The sequence below is a fragment of the Paraburkholderia sp. SUR17 genome (genome assembly GCF_029536165.1).
In the GTDB taxonomy this organism is placed as follows: Bacteria; Pseudomonadota; Gammaproteobacteria; order Burkholderiales; family Burkholderiaceae; genus Paraburkholderia; species Paraburkholderia kururiensis.
In genome coordinates this window covers 293,209-309,439 of record NZ_CP120508.1, presented here as the reverse complement: position 1 = coordinate 309,439, position 16,231 = coordinate 293,209, and the positions used below count along the sequence as shown (strand labels likewise).

The following is a 16,231-nucleotide window of genomic DNA, read 5'->3' as shown; positions in this document are numbered from 1 at the left end:
TAGCGTAGGGGAGTCGCCAAGTTGGTTAAGGCACCGGATTTTGATTCCGGCATTCGAGGGTTCGAGTCCTTCCTCCCCTGCCAAAAATTCTCGCATTCCTCCGCCCAGCCTGAAGCAGGTGCATGATGAGCAGCAGCCATGACGGCCTGATGGTTTTTACTGGCAACGCCAATCCTGCGCTTGCTCAGGATGTCGTCAAGATTCTTGGAATTCCCCTCGGTAAAGCAATGGTGAGCCGTTTCTCCGACGGCGAAATCCAGGTTGAAATCCAGGAAAACGTACGCGGCAAAGACGTCTTCGTTTTGCAGTCCACCTGCGCGCCGACGAACGACAATCTGATGGAACTGATGATCATGGTCGATGCGCTCAAGCGCGCATCCGCAGGCCGGATCACCGCAGCCATCCCCTACTTCGGCTATGCCCGGCAAGACCGCCGTCCGCGCTCGGCGCGCGTCGCGATCTCAGCGAAGGTCGTGGCGAACATGCTGGAAATTGCCGGCGTCGAGCGGATCATCACGATGGATCTGCACGCCGACCAGATTCAGGGCTTCTTCGACATTCCGGTCGACAACATCTACGCCACGCCCGTGCTGCTCGGCGATCTGCGCAAGCAGAACTACGAGAACCTGCTGGTCGTTTCGCCTGACGTCGGCGGCGTGGTGCGTGCCCGGGCCCTCGCGAAGCAGCTCAACTGCGATCTGGCCATCATCGACAAGCGTCGTCCGAAAGCGAACGTCGCCGAGGTGATGAACATCATCGGTGAAGTGGAAGGCCGTACCTGCGTGATCATGGACGACATGGTCGACACGGCCGGCACGCTTTGCAAGGCAGCACAGGTACTCAAGGACCGCGGCGCGAAGCAGGTGTTCGCCTACGCCACGCACCCGGTGCTTTCGGGCGGCGCAGGCGAGCGCATTGCCGGCTCGTCGCTCGACGAACTCGTTGTGACGGACACCATTCCGCTTGGCGCAGAAGCCCGTGCCTGCTCGAAGATCCGTTCGCTTTCGTGCGCGGGTCTGCTCGCGGAGACGTTCTCGCGTATCCGCCGCGGCGACTCGGTGATGTCGCTGTTCGCCGAAAGTTAAAGGTTTTGCGGTAAGCGCGGTGTCTCCGGATACCGCGTTTGTTCGCATCAAGGCGCGAGCGAACGAAGGTTCGCGCCATTATGTTGGGGCCCGAGCCAGTGTGCGAAGGCCCCGTTTTTACTGCCTGGTCGCGGGCAGTACATTGGAGAAGCAAGATGAAAGTAGTCGCTTTCGAGCGCAACCTGCAAGGTACGGGTGCGAGCCGCCGCCTGCGCAATACCGGCAAGACGCCGGGCATCGTTTACGGTGCCAGCGCCGAGCCGCAACTGATCGAACTCGATCACAACGCGCTGTGGCACGCCCTGAAGAAGGAAGCCTTCCACTCGTCGATCCTCGACCTGGAAGTGGCCGGCAAGTCGCAGCAAGTGCTGCTGCGCGACGTGCAATACCATCCGTTCCGTCAGCTCGTGCTGCACGTGGACTTCCAGCGCGTTGACGCAAGCCGCAAGCTCCACACGAAGGTGCCGCTGCACTACATGAACCAGGAAACCAACCCGGCCGTGAAGCTGTCGGGCGCGGTTATCTCGCACGTGTTCAACGAAATTGAAGTGGAATGCCTGCCGGCCGCACTGCCTGAGTTCATCGAAGTCGATCTGGCGAAGATCGAAGCAGGTCAGTCGCTGCACGCGAAGGACATTCCTCTGCCCAACGGCGTTGCGCTCACGGCTCACCTCGACGCTGAAAACCCGGTTATCGTTTCGGCGACAATCCCGGCTGGCGCAGCATCCGATGCTGCCGCGGAAGGTGAAGGCGAAGGCGAGAAGCCCGCTGCCTGAGCTGAGGGATAGCGAAGCTATCCTCTCGATCCGTTTCAATGGAACGGACGACGTGACCCGCCGCGGTTCGCCCCGGCGGGTTTTTTTTCGATCGTTGCGTGCCTCGCCCGCGAGCGGCGCGGCTGCGAGAACCTCATCATGATCAGGCTGATCGTCGGGCTCGGGAATCCGGGTGCCGAATATACCGCGACGCGCCACAATGCAGGCTTCTGGCTCGTGGACCAGCTCGCGCGCGAAGCAGGCACGTCGCTGCGCGACGAGCGGCGCTTTCACGGCCACTACGCGAAGGCTCGCCTTTACGGCGAGGAAGTGCATCTGCTCGAGCCGCAGACCTACATGAACCGCTCCGGGCAGTCGGTGGTCGCGCTCGCGCATTTCTTCAAGATCTTGCCCGACCAGATTCTCGTCGCGCACGACGAACTCGATCTGCCGCCGGGCACGGTCAAGCTCAAGCTGGGCGGCGGTAGCGGCGGCCACAACGGGCTGAAGGACATCTCCGCCCACCTGTCGACGCAGCACTACTGGCGGCTGCGCATCGGCATCGGGCATCCGCGCGACCTCATTCCCGAGAGCGCGCGAGCGGGTGCGAAGCCGGACGTCGCCAATTTCGTGCTGAAGCCGCCGCGCAAGGAAGAGCAGGACGTGATCGATGCGTCCATCGAACGCTCGCTCGCCGTGATGCCGCTCGTGGTCAAGGGCGAACTCGAGCGCGCGATGATGCAACTGCATCGCGTCTGAACGCGAACGGGAGACTGTTTTGAGCCGCTACTGGAGCGACATCGTCCATCGACTGGTGCCCTACGTGCCCGGCGAACAGCCGGTGCTCGCGCATCCGGTCAAGCTCAATACCAACGAGAATCCGTACCCGCCTTCGCCTCGCGTGGTCGAGGCCATTCGTCGCGAACTGGGCGACACGGGCGAAGCACTGCGTCGCTACCCGGACCCGAGCGCCCGCCGGCTGCGCGAAACCGTGGCCGCGCATCACGGCATCCGGGCAGACCAGGTGTTCGTCGGCAACGGCTCCGATGAAGTGCTCGCGCACGTGTTCCAGGCGCTGCTGAAGCACGCGCATCCCGTGCTTTTCCCTGACGTCACGTACAGCTTCTATCCGACCTACGCGCGGCTCTACGACGTGGCCTACCGCACGGTCGCGCTCGACGAAAGCTTCGCAATCCGTATCGACGACTACACCGCGCCCAACGGCGGCGTGCTGTTTCCGAATCCGAACGCACCCACGGGCCGCGCGTTGCCGCTCGATCAGATCGAAGCGCTCGTGGCGCGCAATACGGAATCGGTGGTGGTGATCGACGAAGCGTATGTGGACTTCGGCGCGCAGTCGGCGGTGAATCTGATCGACCGCTATCCTCATCTGCTCGTTGTGCAGACGGTCTCCAAGGCGCGTTCGCTGGCGGGCATGCGGGTGGGTTTTGCGTTCGGAGATACTGCGCTCATCGAGGCGCTGAACCGCGTGAAGGACAGCTTCAATTCGTATCCGCTCGACCGGCTGGCGCAGGTGGCAGCAACCGCGTCGTATGAAGACACCGCGTGGTTCGAAACGAATTGCGCCCGCGTGATCGCCAGCCGCGAACGCCTGACAGCGAAGCTGGAAACACTCGGCTTCGACGTCGTGCCGTCAGCCGCGAACTTCGTGTTCGCGCGCCACAAGGACCACGACGCCGCGATGCTTGCGGCGACGTTGCGCGAGCGCGAAATCTTCGTGCGGCACTTCAAGGCGCCGCGCATCGACCAGTATCTGCGGATTTCGATTGGCACCGACGCGGAGTGCGACACGCTCGTCAGAGCGCTGGGCGAGTTGCTCGGCCGGTAAGACCGCCGCCCTCGCCGGGCTAACGCTAGAGGCTAGGCATTCTTCGCGGCCATCAGGCCACGATACTTTTCCATCAGTTGATCGCGCGTCTCCACATGCTGGGGATCGCGCGGAATGCATTCGACCGGACACACCTGCTGGCATTGCGGCTCATCGAAATGGCCGACGCATTCGGTGCATTTGTTCGGGTCGATCACGTAGATTTCCGGGCCCATCGAAATGGCGTCGTTCGGGCACTCGGGCTCGCAAACGTCGCAATTGATGCACTCGTCGGTAATCATCAGGGCCATGCTTTTCTCACTTCCTGCCGGCCTCTTCCAACTGGCGCCGGTCGTTTTCGGTTGATGTCGCGGACGCTGCGAGCCGAAAACGGGGGCGGGGCAAAGAGAGGCCGTGTTTCGTTGCGTTGAACACAGCCGCCAGTTTACGCCGCTTCGTCAAATTGCTCAGGGGTTCTTCGGAATGACGGGGCCGCCCAGCGCCGAGACCTTGTCCTGCAACCATTTCTCGACAGAAGGGAACACGAACTTGCTGACATCGCCGCCCAGTTGGGCAATCTCGCGAACAATGGTGCCCGAGATGAACTGATATTGGTCGGACGGCGTCATGAACATTGTCTCGACGTCCGGCAGCATGTAGCGGTTCATGCCGGCCATCTGAAACTCGTATTCGAAGTCCGACACGGCGCGCAGGCCGCGCACGATCACACGCGCGTTGTTGCTGCGGACGAAGTCCTTGAGCAACCCTCTGAAACTCATGACCTGCACGTTCGGATAGTGGCCCAGCACCTCGCGGGCAATGTCGAGGCGTTCGTCGAGCGAGAAGAACGGCTTCTTGTTGCGGCTGTCCGCCACGCCCACCACCAGCGTGTCGAAGATGCTCGACGCCCGCCGCACGAGGTCCTCGTGACCGCGCGTGAGCGGATCGAACGTACCCGGGTACACGGCGACTACCATGTTGTTTCTCCTCTCAACAGACAAATGAGGGCGCCGCGCCAGCGGCGACGGCCATGCCCGCGACCGCGCACGTGACGGCGAGCCGTCCGGCGCTTGTTATGGAACGCGCATTATTCCTCATTTTCGCGCTGCAGCAAATGATAGTGGACCGCCCCTGCCTTGCCGTGGCGAGCCACCGTCCAGCCCGCCAGTGCAGGGGTTTGCGCCGGATCGAGCGGCGCCCCGGCCTCGACATAGAGGAACCCGTCGGCAGCGACGAGCGGCGCGGCGACCTCCAGCGCACGGTCGAGCGTCGCGGCGTCGCCGAACGGCGGATCGAGAAACACCACGTCGAACGATGCCGGCGTCAGGCCGGCGGCAAGACGCAGGGCGTCCGCCTCCACGACTTCGATCGCTCGCGCATCGAGCCGCGCCTGGTTCGCGCGCAGTTGCGCGGCCGCGCGCGCGTTGCGCTCCACCATGAGCACGCGCTCGGCGCCGCGCGACGCCGCCTCGAATCCGAGTGCGCCGCTGCCCGCGAAAAGGTCGAGACACCGCTCGCCGTCGAGCCGCTGGCCAAGCCAGTTGAAAAGCGTTTCGCGGACGCGGTCGGGCGTAGGCCGCAAGCCATCGAGGTCGAGCACCGGAAGCGGCGTGCGCTTCCAGTCACCGCCGATGATGCGCACGGTGTGAGCCGATTTGCCTCGCACCGGCGCGGCAGCGTGGGCACCATGGGCGCGCGAAGGAGAAGAACGGGACATACGGGTAGTAAGCGGGGTAATAAGCGGAGTGGTAAGCGATAAGGTGCCGGAGCGCCCACGTTACCACAGGCCTTCCCGGCGAACGCAGCCCGGCACGCGACCACCGTGCCACGACGAGCCGGGATGCCGCCTGATAAAATGGCGCGTTTGCACGTTCCGCATTCGCGCATCCCCCACTTGCCACGCCACCGTTGCCGCCCGAGGGTCGGGCACAGGGCGTCGGCCCCGCACCAGACACGCCAGATCATGTTCAGTTTTTTCAAGCGATTCAGAGGATCGAAAGCCGCCGAAGGCACGCCCGTCGACGCGCAAGCTGATATCTCGGCCGAGGTTCAAAGCGAACCCGCGCAACAGCCCGCCGACGTCGCGGAAACCAGACCGCCGCAGGAGACAGCCGCTCGCGTCACGCCAGCCGCGGCACCGGCACCGGTTCCGTCCGCGCGCCAGCCTGAAGCTGCGCCGCCTCAACAGCGGCCCGCCGTCGACATCCCGGCGCCGGCGCCCACGCCCGCACCACCAGCCGTCACGCCGCCGACCGTAGCAGCACCGCCGGTCGCGATGCCTGCGCCCGCCCCGACCCAAGCCGCCGCACAACAGGCCACCGCCAGCGCTGCCCAAAGCAGCCAGGCCGACGACGAATCCGTCGAAACAGTCGAAATCGTTCCGCCGCCCGCACCGGAACCCGAAGCGAAGAAGTCGTGGCTCTCGCGGCTTAGAAGCGGCCTCTCCAAAACCAGCTCGAACATTGCGGGCATCTTCGTCGCCACCAAGATCGACGAAGCGCTGTATGAAGAACTGGAGACCGCGCTGCTGATGTCCGATGCAGGGGTGGAAGCCACGGAGTTCCTGCTCGAATCGCTGCGCGAGAAAGTCCGCACGGGCAGGCTCACCGACGCACAGCAGGTGAAAACCGCATTGCGCGGCCTGCTCGTGGATCTGCTGAAGCCGCTCGAGAAATCGCTCGTGCTCGGCCGCGCGCAGCCGCTCGTCATGATGATCGCGGGTGTGAACGGTGCGGGCAAAACCACGAGCATCGGCAAGCTCGCCAAGCATCTGCAGCACTTCGATCAGTCAGTGCTGCTCGCGGCCGGCGACACGTTCCGCGCCGCCGCGCGCGAGCAACTCGCCATCTGGGGCGAGCGCAACAACGTGACGGTGGTCGCGCAGGAAAGCGGCGACCCTGCCGCCGTGATCTTCGACGCGGTGGGCGCCGCGCGCGCGCGCAAGATCGACGTGCTGATGGCCGACACGGCCGGCCGCCTGCCCACCCAGCTCCATCTGATGGAAGAGTTGCGCAAGGTGAAGCGCGTGATCGGCAAGGCGCTCGACGGCGCGCCGCACGAAGTGCTGCTCGTGATCGACGCGAACACGGGTCAGAACGCGCTCGCCCAGGTGAAAGCATTCGACGACGCGCTCGGCCTCACCGGCCTCATCGTCACGAAACTCGACGGCACGGCGAAGGGCGGCATCCTCGCTGCCATCGCGCGGCAGCGGCCGGTGCCGGTGTACTTCATCGGCGTGGGCGAAAAGGTGGAAGACCTGCAGCCGTTCAGCGCCGAGGAATTTGCCGACGCGCTACTGGGCGCGTAGCGCTTCTCGTCGTCCGGCATATAGCGACAAAAAGGGGCGTCCCGACATGAGCGGACGCCCCTTTTTTCATTGCCGCGCTGCGCGACGCAACCAACGCGCCCGCCGCAGGACCCTCCATTACTCCGAATCCGGCTGCTGCCCCGGCGCCGCCCGCTCGAACGCGTCGAGCTGCGTGGCGTGGTCGTAGATGCGCTGGATCGTCGGAAAGCGCGCGGTGTCCACCTTGAAACGCTGCGCGTTGAAGACCTGCGGGATGAGGCAGATGTCCGCAAGCGTGGGCGTATCGCCGAAACACAGCTTACCCGTGCGCGCATCGCCGGCGAGCCGGGCTTCGAGCGTCTCGAAACCCGCTTCCACCCAGTGCCGGTACCACGCGTCCTTCACGTCGTCGGTCACGCCCACCGTGTGCTTCAGGTACTTGAGCACGCGCAGGTTGTTGAGCGGATGAATCTCGCACGCGATCTGCAGCGCAATGGAGCGCACGTGCGCGCGGTCCACGGCGGTTGCGGGCAGCAGCGGCGGCGTGGGATGCGTCTCTTCGAGATACTCGATGATGGCGAGCGACTGCTGAAGCGCGTGGCCGTCGTCCACGAGCGTGGGCACGATCGCATCGTGATTGAGCTTGCGATACGCGGACGAAAACTGCTCGCCGCCGCCGCGCAGCAGATGAATCGGCACGTAGTCGTACGGCAGGCCTTTCAGGTTCAACGCGATCCGCACGCGGTAAGACGCCGAGCTTCGGAAATAGCTGTAAAGCTGCATGTGTTGTGTCTCCTCCCCGCTTCCAGCTCAGACCACGCGCACCGTGAATTCGCCGAGCCCGTCCACGCCGCCCTTCATCACGTCGCCCGGCACGATGGCGCCGACGCCGTCAGGCGTGCCCGTGAAAATCAGGTCACCCGGCTGAAGCTCGAACAGCGTGGACAGATACGCGATGGTGTCGGCCACCGGCCAGATCAGCTGCGAGATGTCGGAGCGCTGCTTCTCTTCACCGTTCACGGTGAGCCAGATTGCGCCTTTGCCCAGATGGCCGATCTTCGACGCCGGATGGATGGGGCCCACGGGAGCGGAGTAATCGAAGCCCTTCGCGGTGTCCCACGGACGGCCCAGCTTCTTCGCTTCGGCTTGCAGATCGCGGCGGGTCATGTCGAGTCCGAGCGCGTAGCCATACACGTGATCGAGCGCGCGATCGACCGGGATGTCCTTGCCGCCTTTGCCGATGGCCGCCACCATTTCCATCTCGAAGTGCACGTTCTTCGAGAGCGACGGATACGGAAACTCACCGGTTTCGCCGGGGGCAACGTACACCACGGCGTCAGCCGGCTTGCCGAAAAAAAACGGCGGCTCGCGGTTCGGATCGTGGCCCATCTCGCGGGCGTGCGCCTCGTAATTGCGGCCCACGCAATAGATGCGGCGCACCGCGAACAGCTCGCTGGAACCCGCAACCGGCACCGCTACGACCGGCGCCGGAGCAAACACGTATGTCATGCCGTTCTCCGTCCTGTTGGAAAGCCGCGTGCGCGGCGAGAAAACGATGAGTTTAGCGTGTGCCGCCTGCGGACGCCGGAATGCAGGGTGCCTCGCGGATCGCTCCGGCAACGCCGCGGAACCTTCGCCGCGCACCGCCTGTACAGGCACGAGCGCCAGCCGGGAACGATCGCCGGCCACAGCCTCATGCGATACTGAACGCCATTCCGTTTCAATCCGCCCAGGACACGCCGGCCCTCCAGCACCGGCCCGCACCGCTTTTGCCATGAACGAGCCAGCCAATCTTGCCGATCCGTTTCCGTGTGCCCACCTCATCAAGGAGATCGGCCGCGGACCGCACGGCGCGCGCGCCCTTTCGTCCGAGGACACGCACGCGCTCTACGCCGCGATGCTCGACGGCCGGGTGTCGGACCTCGAACTCGGCGCCGTTTTGCTCGCCTACCGCCTGAAAGGCGAAACCGCCGACGAACTCGCCGCCATGCTCGCGGCCGCTCATGCATCGTTTGAGCCGCTCCGCGTGGCCACGGACGCCCACGGCGACGCGGCTTCGACCGTATCGGCGGTTTCCATCCCCAGCTACAACGGTGCGCGGCGCCAGCCCAACCTGGTGCCGCTGCTGGCCTTGCTGCTCGCGCGCGAAGACGTGCCCGTGCTCGTGCACGGCGTGAGCACCGATCCGGGTCGAGTCACCAGTGCGGAAATCTTCGCGGCGCTCGGCGTTGAAGCGGCGCGCTCGCACGACGAAGCCGAAGCGCAACTGGCCTCGCGTCGCCTTGCGTTCACGCCGATCGAAGTGCTCGCGCCAAAGCTCGCGCGCTTGCTCGCCCTGCGACGCCGCATGGGCGTGCGCAACTCGACGCACACACTCGTGAAAATTCTTCAGCCGTTCGCGCCTCCGGGGCTGCGGCTCGTCAACTACACGCACCCGCCCTATCGCGAGAGCCTGACGGCCCTCTTCAACTCGCATCCCGACGTGGCGGCGGGCGGTGCGCTGCTCGCGCGCGGCACCGAAGGCGAAGCCGTGGCCGACACGCGCCGCCAGGTTCAGGTGGATTGGCTGCACGACGGCGTCTGCGAAACGCTGGTCGAAGCGGAGCGGTCGTCGCCCGAAGCGCCGCAAGCCGAGTTGCCCGAAGCCCGTGACGCCGCCACGACAGCAGCGTGGATCGAGGCCGTGATGCGCGGCGAGGCGCCCGTGCCGCCTGCGATTCTGCGGCAGGTCGAGGTCATCGCCGGCATCGCGAAGCGGCGGGGTGGTTGACACCGCGCGCTGCTCTCGCATACATTCGAACAATGCGTTCCTTCCCGAACACCCTCCGAATTACCTTCGGCCGCCTACCGCGGCCCCTATCGCTACGTCTAGCGTAAGCAAGGCGTAGCGCCGCGCGCCCTCTTCAACGCGCGGTCCTCCCGGCAGTTTCCGTAGTTTCCGTTTCACCCCAAACCGCAGTTCTCTTTACAACCTGTAAGTCGTCAGTATTCGTCCGCTTATCGTGCGGCCGAATCGCGAGGGTCAAATGCACGTCGCGCCTCAGGCGCTCCGTGCAGCGGCAGCAGCCCGCCAGCCGCCCGATGCCCACCGCCTCTCGCAACGACACGACGAATGAGGCTCGCCATGTTGCGTCAACCCGCCGAGAAATACCGCCCCTTCCCCGCCATCCGTTTGAACGGCCGCAAGTGGCCCACGCGCACCATCGAACGCGCACCCATCTGGATGAGCACCGATCTGCGCGACGGCAACCAGTCGCTGATCGAGCCGATGAGCATTGCCCAGAAGCTCGAATTCTTCGAAATGCTGGTCGCCATCGGCTTCAAGGAGATCGAGGTCGGCTTTCCCTCGGCATCGCAGACCGATTTCGACTTCGTGCGCAAGCTGATCGTCGAAAAGCGCATTCCCGAAGACGTCACGATCGAAGTGCTCGTGCAGTCGCGCGACGACCTGATCGCGCGGACGTTCGAGGCGCTCGAAGGCGTGCCGCGTGCCATCGTGCATCTGTACAACGCGATTTGTCCGTCGTTCCGCAAGATCGTGTTCGACCAGTCGAAAGACGAAGTGAAGGCGCTCGCCGTGGAGGGCACGAAGCGGATCCGCGCCCACGCCGACGCCCGGCCGCAGACCCACTGGATCTACCAGTACTCGCCCGAAACCTTCAGCATGACCGAGCTCACCTTCGCGCGCGAGGTGTGCGACGCGGTGGCGCAAACGTGGCGCCCCACGCGCGATCACAAGATGATCGTGAACCTGCCCGCCACCGTGGAAGCGGCCACGCCCAACGTGTTCGCGGACCAGATCGAGTGGATGGACCGCAACCTCGCCTACCGCGACAGCATCGTGCTCTCCGTGCATCCCCACAACGATCGCGGCACGGCGGTGGCGGCCGCGGAACTCGCGCTGATGGCGGGCGCGGATCGCATCGAAGGGTGCCTCTTCGGCAACGGCGAGCGCACGGGCAACGTCGATCTCGTCACGCTGGCCATGAACCTCTACACGCAAGGCATTGACCCGGGCCTCGATTTCTCGGACATCGACGCGGTGCGCCGCGTCGTGGAGCGCTGCAACCAGATTCCGGTGCATCCGCGCCATCCGTATGCCGGCGATCTCGTGTTCACGGCGTTTTCCGGCTCGCATCAGGACGCCATCCGCAAGGGCTTCGTGCAGCAGCGTCCGGACGCCGTGTGGGAAGTGCCGTACCTGCCCATCGATCCCGCCGACCTGGGCCGCAGCTACGACGCGGTGATCCGCGTGAACAGCCAGTCGGGCAAGGGCGGCGCCACCTGGCTGCTGGAGCGCGGCATGGGCTTCACGCCGCCGCGCCGCGTGCAGATCGAGTTCAGCCACGCGGTGCAGGCGGCCACGGATTCGTCGGGCGCGGAGATGTCCGGTGAGTCGATCTGTGCGCTCTTCACGCGCGAATACTTCGAGACGCAGGGCCCGGCGCGCCGCATCAGCGCCGACAAGCTGCGCTGGAACGAGCGCGATCTCGCGGTGCCGCTTGCGCCCATTGCGCCGATGGCTGCGTCAGCCGCGGGCTCAGCGGCGCCGCACGACGCGAACGCGCTCGAAGCTCACGCCCTGGCCATTGTTCGGGCGATGGCCGGCGCATCGGGCGAAGCCGTAGAAATCACGTCTCACGAAACGGCACGCACCGCCGACGGCCGGACAGCCGTGTTCGTGGGCTGCCGCGTGGGTGCACAGGCGGTACGCCACGGCGTAGGCGTTGCCGAGGATGCCGCGACCGCCGTGGCCGACGCCGTGGTAAGCGCCGTCAACCGTGCCGCGTGGCCGGACGTCGACCGGCGCGCCGCGGCTTGAGAGAGGAAAAGAAGAAGCGGCGCCGCAACGGCGCCGTCATTCGATCGCGCAGCGCGTCGCCTGCCAGGCAACGAGACGCCAGTGGCCATCCTCCTGCACCTGGATCGCCGTGTACGCGATGGGAAACAGCAGCGCGCCGTTGTTCGCTTCCATTTCGATAAGCGCGCGGCCGCTGACAACGCAGGTCTCGCGACCCACCGGCAGCACGTCCTGCGACTGGATTTCGATCTGGCGATAGCGGCGGCGGCCGGCCGTGATTGCGTCGATGAACTGCTGCTTCGTTTCGCGCTTGCCGTTCGTGTGAACGTAGATCACGTTGTCCGAAAGCAGCGCGCTGAGCAACGGTCCGTCGCCGTCCACCATCGCGCGAAAGCGGTCGCGCTCCAGCGCGCGAATCGCCTCGATCACTTTTGCCGCCATCGCTTGCGCCCCTTATGCATCGGCCGGCCGCCGCGAGAGCAGCCACGATTCAGAAGTTGTACTGCAGGTATAGCTGGCTGAAATTTATACCAGGATTGGGCTCTTTGATACCGGCGTTCGATACATGCTGGAAGCGATAGCCGGCCTGGTACTGCTGATGGTTGCCGAACTGCGCCCCTACGCCCACCATGTCGGCGAACTGGAAGGCCGTGGAAAGCGTATAGGAGGTCGAGATCGTGGGACTGGTGAGCAGCCGCACGCCGACGCCGGCTTCCACGAACGGCCGCACCCAGCCCGAACTCTTCACGAACCGGAGCACCGGCCCCACACCGAACTCGCCGATGTTGTTGTGCACGTTGCCTTCGTCGGTATGCCACCACGCCGCGTGAGCCTCGCCCAGCACCGTGAAGTGCCAGCCGCCGATTTCCCACCACGTGATGTTCGGATCCCAGACAAACCCCAGATCCAGCTTGCGGACATGGTGATCGGCCACCGCGCCCGTCACCTGGATACCGAATTGGTCCGCCGCCGCGCTGCCGGACAGACCCACCAGCGCCGCCGCCAGCGCTGCCTGTGCGACCCGGCCGCGCCACGCCCAGTTTTCTCTGATCATCGAACACCCTGTTAGTCGGATTTTGATCTTGATCGACGAGCGATCGTCCCAACATAGGCCAGCAGATTAGCAAAAACCGAACCTGTCCCTCATCGCTCTTCGCAGCAAATAACTCCTTCAAATTCCGGAAAAATCGACCGCTTTTTGCGGCGCTGCTGGCTTCCGCGAGAATTCTACGCGCGGCCTGACAATTCTGCCCGCGGGGCGTCACGCTATTAAAAGACGAATTTCGATAGCATTCCGGGAACCTCCGGCCCTGGAATCTATCCAAGAATTAGCACTCGGTAAACCAGAGTGCTAACATGCACCGTACAGTCGAAGTCTGACTTTGCAAGAACCCCAGAGGAGTTCCCATCCGTGAGCAACGCAATGACCCTTCCGAGTACTCTGAGCCCGTCGTCGGCCAAGGCCGCTCCGGCAGGTTCGCTGGCGCTCGCGCAGTTCACGCTTCTGCCCGGCCAGCTGGGCAACATCGACGCCTACATTCAGGCGGTGAACCGGATTCCCATGCTGACGCCCCAAGAAGAGCGTCAGTTTGCCACCGACTACCGTCAGCACAACAACCTCGACGCCGCACGCAAGCTGGTGCTGTCGCACCTGCGCCTCGTGGTGTCCATCGCACGTAATTACCTCGGCTACGGCCTGCCGCATGCCGACCTGATCCAGGAAGGCAACATCGGCCTAATGAAGGCGGTCAAGCGGTTCGATCCGGAGCAGAACGTGCGGCTCGTCTCGTACGCGATCCACTGGATCAAGGCCGAGATTCACGAGTACATCCTGCGCAACTGGCGGATGGTGAAGGTCGCCACCACCAAGGCGCAGCGCAAGCTGTTCTTCAACCTGCGCAGCCACAAGCAGGGCGTGCAGGCGTTCACGCCGGAAGAGATCGAAGGCCTCGCGCAGGAACTGAACGTGAAGCGCGAGGAAGTGGTCGAGATGGAAACGCGCCTCTCCGGTGGCGACGTCGCGCTGGAAGGCCAGGTGGAAGACGGCGAGGAATCGTACGCGCCTATCGCCTGGCTGGCGGATTCGCATAGCGAGCCGACCGCGGTCATCGCCGCGAAGCAGCACGACCGCCTGCAGACGGACGGCATTGCGAGCGCGCTCGAAGCGCTCGATGCACGCAGCCGCCGCATCATCGAAGCGCGCTGGCTCAACGTGGCCGACGACGGCTCGGGCGGCTCCACGCTGCACGAGCTTGCCGACGAGTTCGGCGTGTCGGCCGAGCGCATCCGTCAGATCGAAGCGAGCGCGATGAAGAAGATGCGCACGGCGCTGGCCGAATACGCGTAACTGGACGTGACGGCGGCCGCGGCCATCTGCGGTTGCCGCCCTTCCATCGCTCCCTCTCCAAGCCCGCTGCCCCGAACAGGCAGCGGGCTTTTTTGCGCCTTCGCGCCGGCCTCCCGCCTTTCTGCGACAAATCATCACAACCCGGAAATGGCGATCCGGCGACGATAGAATCTGCGTCCGCCTCCGCGCCGACGCCTTGCAAGCGCGAACTGAAGGCCGCTTGACCTAAATCACGCTTCAGAACGGGGTTCGGGTTAAAAAAAGCACCATCAACCCACCGCATGCCGGACCGCGCACCCTTCGCCGCCCGGCGCGCTCTTCCCGCTTCTCTATGACGCCCGCCTCACCGCACCTGAACAAGACTCTCGATGCCTGGCTCGCGCGCCGCACCGGCTCCGCGCGCGGCGGCCTTCGTCTCGCCGTGGCCGCCGGCCTTGCCGCCGGTTTGCTCGTGATCGTGTCGTCCGCGCTGCTTGCATGGACGGTCAACGCTGTCGTGGTCCGAGGCGCCGCGCTCGCCGACGTGTGGATCGCGCTCGCCGCCATGTTGCCCGTGTTCGCGGCACGCTTCGCGTTCACGCTGGCTTCGGAGCGCCTCGCCTTGCGCGCCGCCGCCAAGGTACGCGGCGAACTGCGCGCCGAACTCGTGCGCAAGATTCACGCGCTCGGCCCGGCGTGGCTCAAGGGCGAAGCCACGGGCGCGCTCGCAAGCCGCGCGGTCACCGGTATCGACGCGCTCGAGGGCTATTACGCCCGCTGGCTGCCCAATCGCGCGCTCACGTCGATGCTGCCCATCGCGATTCTCGTGGTCGTGTTTCCCATCGACTGGGTCTCCGGGCTCGTTCTCACGCTCACCGCGCCGCTGATTCCCGTGTTCATGATTCTGGTGGGCAAGCGTTCGGTCGAAATGAACCAGCGCCAATGGCATCAGCTGACGCGCCTCGCCGCACGGTTTCTCGACACGCTTCAGGGCCTCACCACGCTCAAGCTCTTCAACGCGAGCCGGCGCGAGGCACAAGTGGTGGCCCGCCTCTCGGAAACGTATCGGCAGAGCACGATGCAGGTTCTGCGCATCGCGTTCCTCTCCGCGGTTGTGCTGGAATTTCTCTCGACGGTGAGCATCGCGATGGTGGCCGTGCTGATCGGTTTCAACCTGCTGTACGGCAAGGTGCATTTCCAGCCGGCGTTCCTCGTTCTGCTGCTCGCGCCCGAGTTCTATCTGCCGCTGCGTACGCTCGGCACGCACTATCACGCGCGCATGGAAGCGATCGGCGCCGTCGAGCACATCGCGGCCATTCTCGATACGCCGCAGCCGCACGCTCAGGCTGAGCGCACGCCGCTCGCCGCCGCGCAGCAGTACGGCATCGCATTCGACGCGGTCTCCTTCGCCTATGACGCGAACCAGCCGGCGCTCGACCGCGTGAGCTTCGCGCTCGAACCCGGACGCATCACCGCGCTCGTCGGCCCGAGCGGAGCTGGCAAGAGCACGGTGCTGAACCTGCTGCTCGGCTTCGTGGCGAACCAGCAAGGCAGCATCCGCATCAACGGACAGTCGCTCGCCGAGGTCGATCCGGCAAGCTGGCTCGCACAGGTCGCGTGGGTGCCGCAACGCGCGCACGTGTTCCTCGGCAGCGTGCGCGACAACATCCAGATCGCGAATCCCGCTGCATCGTTCGACGCCGTGCGCGCCGCCGCGCAACAGGCAGGCGCCGACGACTTCATCATGGCGCTCCCGAACGGCTACGACACGCCGCTCGGCGAACGCGGCGCCGGCCTTTCCGGCGGGCAGATCCAGCGCCTCGCGCTGGCACGCGCCTTCCTCAAGGACGCGCCCGTACTGCTGCTCGACGAACCCACGGCCCATCTGGATTCCGCAACGCAGGCGCACATTCACGAAGCCCTGCGCAGACTCGCGCACGGCCGCACGGTGCTGCTCGTGGCGCACCGTCCGGCCACCGCGCGTCTTGCGGATCGCATCGTGGTGCTGGACGGCGGCAAGGTCGCGCAAAGCGGGACGCACGAGGCGTTGATCGGCGAGGACGGGCTGTACCGCGAGTTGATCGGCGCCGGCGTTGACAGTACTGGCCGTACATCGACCGCAACGCCGCATCCTGCCGCGGGGTGAAGCC

The 16,231-nt window shown here is 65.1% G+C and carries 16 protein-coding genes and 1 tRNA gene; 10 read left to right on the top strand and 7 right to left on the bottom strand.

Features of this window, described 5'->3' with window-relative positions:
* Positions 1 to 6 precede the first annotated feature (6 nt).
* From P2869_RS01405 to hisC, 5 genes are all read left to right on the top strand, one after another.
* A tRNA-Gln gene (locus tag P2869_RS01405) sits at positions 7 to 83 on the top strand.
* A gap of 39 nt (positions 84 to 122) precedes the next feature.
* Entirely contained in the window at positions 123 to 1,085 is a 963-nt protein-coding gene (locus P2869_RS01400; protein WP_176049014.1) for a ribose-phosphate pyrophosphokinase, read from the top strand.
* Between the two features lie 155 nt (positions 1,086 to 1,240).
* Positions 1,241 to 1,861 carry a 50S ribosomal protein L25/general stress protein Ctc gene (locus tag P2869_RS01395; protein WP_017772640.1) on the top strand — a complete coding sequence of 207 codons (621 nt, stop codon included), beginning with the start codon at positions 1,241 to 1,243 and terminating at the stop codon, positions 1,859 to 1,861.
* Positions 1,862 to 1,999: 138 nt separating this feature from the next.
* Positions 2,000 to 2,599 carry an aminoacyl-tRNA hydrolase gene (gene pth, locus P2869_RS01390; RefSeq protein ID WP_017772639.1) on the top strand — a complete coding sequence of 200 codons (600 nt, stop codon included), beginning with the start codon at positions 2,000 to 2,002 and terminating at the stop codon, positions 2,597 to 2,599.
* 19 nt (positions 2,600 to 2,618) lie between these two features.
* Positions 2,619 to 3,689 (top strand): histidinol-phosphate transaminase, encoded by a 1,071-nt coding sequence (gene hisC, locus P2869_RS01385; protein ID WP_277597249.1) that lies wholly within the window; start codon positions 2,619 to 2,621, stop codon positions 3,687 to 3,689.
* A 32-nt stretch (positions 3,690 to 3,721) separates the two neighbouring features.
* On the opposite strand, the gene P2869_RS01380 is transcribed toward hisC, so the two are convergent.
* The 3 genes from P2869_RS01380 to rsmD all read right to left on the bottom strand — a co-directional run bounded on the left by P2869_RS01380 (position 3,722) and on the right by rsmD (position 5,385).
* Positions 3,722 to 3,979 carry a YfhL family 4Fe-4S dicluster ferredoxin gene (locus P2869_RS01380; RefSeq protein ID WP_017772637.1) on the bottom strand — a complete coding sequence of 86 codons (258 nt, stop codon included), beginning with the start codon at positions 3,977 to 3,979 and terminating at the stop codon, positions 3,722 to 3,724.
* Positions 3,980 to 4,135: 156 nt separating this feature from the next.
* A complete protein-coding gene (gene coaD / locus P2869_RS01375) occupies positions 4,136 to 4,645 on the bottom strand; it encodes a pantetheine-phosphate adenylyltransferase (RefSeq protein WP_199541745.1) in 510 nt (169 codons plus the stop codon).
* A 110-nt stretch (positions 4,646 to 4,755) separates the two neighbouring features.
* Complete coding sequence (rsmD, locus tag P2869_RS01370) at positions 4,756 to 5,385, bottom strand: 16S rRNA (guanine(966)-N(2))-methyltransferase RsmD (protein WP_126877671.1); 630 nt, start codon at positions 5,383 to 5,385, stop codon at positions 4,756 to 4,758.
* 246 nt (positions 5,386 to 5,631) lie between these two features.
* Between rsmD and ftsY the strand changes: the two genes are divergently transcribed.
* A complete protein-coding gene (gene ftsY / locus P2869_RS01365) occupies positions 5,632 to 6,975 on the top strand; it encodes a signal recognition particle-docking protein FtsY (protein WP_277597248.1) in 1,344 nt (447 codons plus the stop codon).
* A 117-nt stretch (positions 6,976 to 7,092) separates the two neighbouring features.
* Here ftsY and maiA read toward each other — a convergent pair whose 3' ends face one another.
* Both maiA and P2869_RS01355 read right to left on the bottom strand, forming a co-directional pair.
* Positions 7,093 to 7,737: a maleylacetoacetate isomerase gene (gene maiA, locus P2869_RS01360; RefSeq protein ID WP_277597247.1), complete on the bottom strand. Its 645-nt coding sequence runs from the start codon at positions 7,735 to 7,737 to the stop codon at positions 7,093 to 7,095.
* 27 nt (positions 7,738 to 7,764) lie between these two features.
* Complete coding sequence (locus P2869_RS01355) at positions 7,765 to 8,463, bottom strand: fumarylacetoacetate hydrolase family protein (protein WP_026121010.1); 699 nt, start codon at positions 8,461 to 8,463, stop codon at positions 7,765 to 7,767.
* Between the two features lie 265 nt (positions 8,464 to 8,728).
* Here P2869_RS01355 and ybiB point away from each other — a divergent pair, with 265 nt between their 5' ends.
* Both ybiB and leuA read left to right on the top strand, forming a co-directional pair.
* Positions 8,729 to 9,724: a DNA-binding protein YbiB gene (gene ybiB / locus P2869_RS01350; RefSeq protein WP_277597246.1), complete on the top strand. Its 996-nt coding sequence runs from the start codon at positions 8,729 to 8,731 to the stop codon at positions 9,722 to 9,724.
* Between the two features lie 354 nt (positions 9,725 to 10,078).
* Positions 10,079 to 11,776, top strand: coding sequence for a 2-isopropylmalate synthase (gene leuA / locus P2869_RS01345; protein ID WP_277597245.1), 1,698 nt, complete (start codon positions 10,079 to 10,081; stop codon positions 11,774 to 11,776).
* A gap of 36 nt (positions 11,777 to 11,812) precedes the next feature.
* Here the strand turns inward: leuA and P2869_RS01340 are convergent, their stop codons facing one another.
* Together P2869_RS01340 and P2869_RS01335 are read right to left on the bottom strand one after the other, a co-directional pair.
* Positions 11,813 to 12,196, bottom strand: a complete 384-nt coding sequence (locus tag P2869_RS01340) for a nuclear transport factor 2 family protein (RefSeq protein WP_017772628.1) — start codon at positions 12,194 to 12,196, stop codon at positions 11,813 to 11,815.
* Positions 12,197 to 12,245: 49 nt separating this feature from the next.
* A complete protein-coding gene (locus P2869_RS01335) occupies positions 12,246 to 12,809 on the bottom strand; it encodes an acyloxyacyl hydrolase (protein WP_199541752.1) in 564 nt (187 codons plus the stop codon).
* 357 nt (positions 12,810 to 13,166) lie between these two features.
* Here P2869_RS01335 and rpoH point away from each other — a divergent pair, with 357 nt between their 5' ends.
* Together rpoH and cydD are read left to right on the top strand one after the other, a co-directional pair.
* Positions 13,167 to 14,102: an RNA polymerase sigma factor RpoH gene (gene rpoH, locus P2869_RS01330; protein ID WP_026121009.1), complete on the top strand. Its 936-nt coding sequence runs from the start codon at positions 13,167 to 13,169 to the stop codon at positions 14,100 to 14,102.
* Between the two features lie 331 nt (positions 14,103 to 14,433).
* Entirely contained in the window at positions 14,434 to 16,227 is a 1,794-nt protein-coding gene (gene cydD / locus P2869_RS01325) for a thiol reductant ABC exporter subunit CydD (protein WP_277597244.1), read from the top strand.
* Positions 16,228 to 16,231 lie beyond the last annotated feature (4 nt).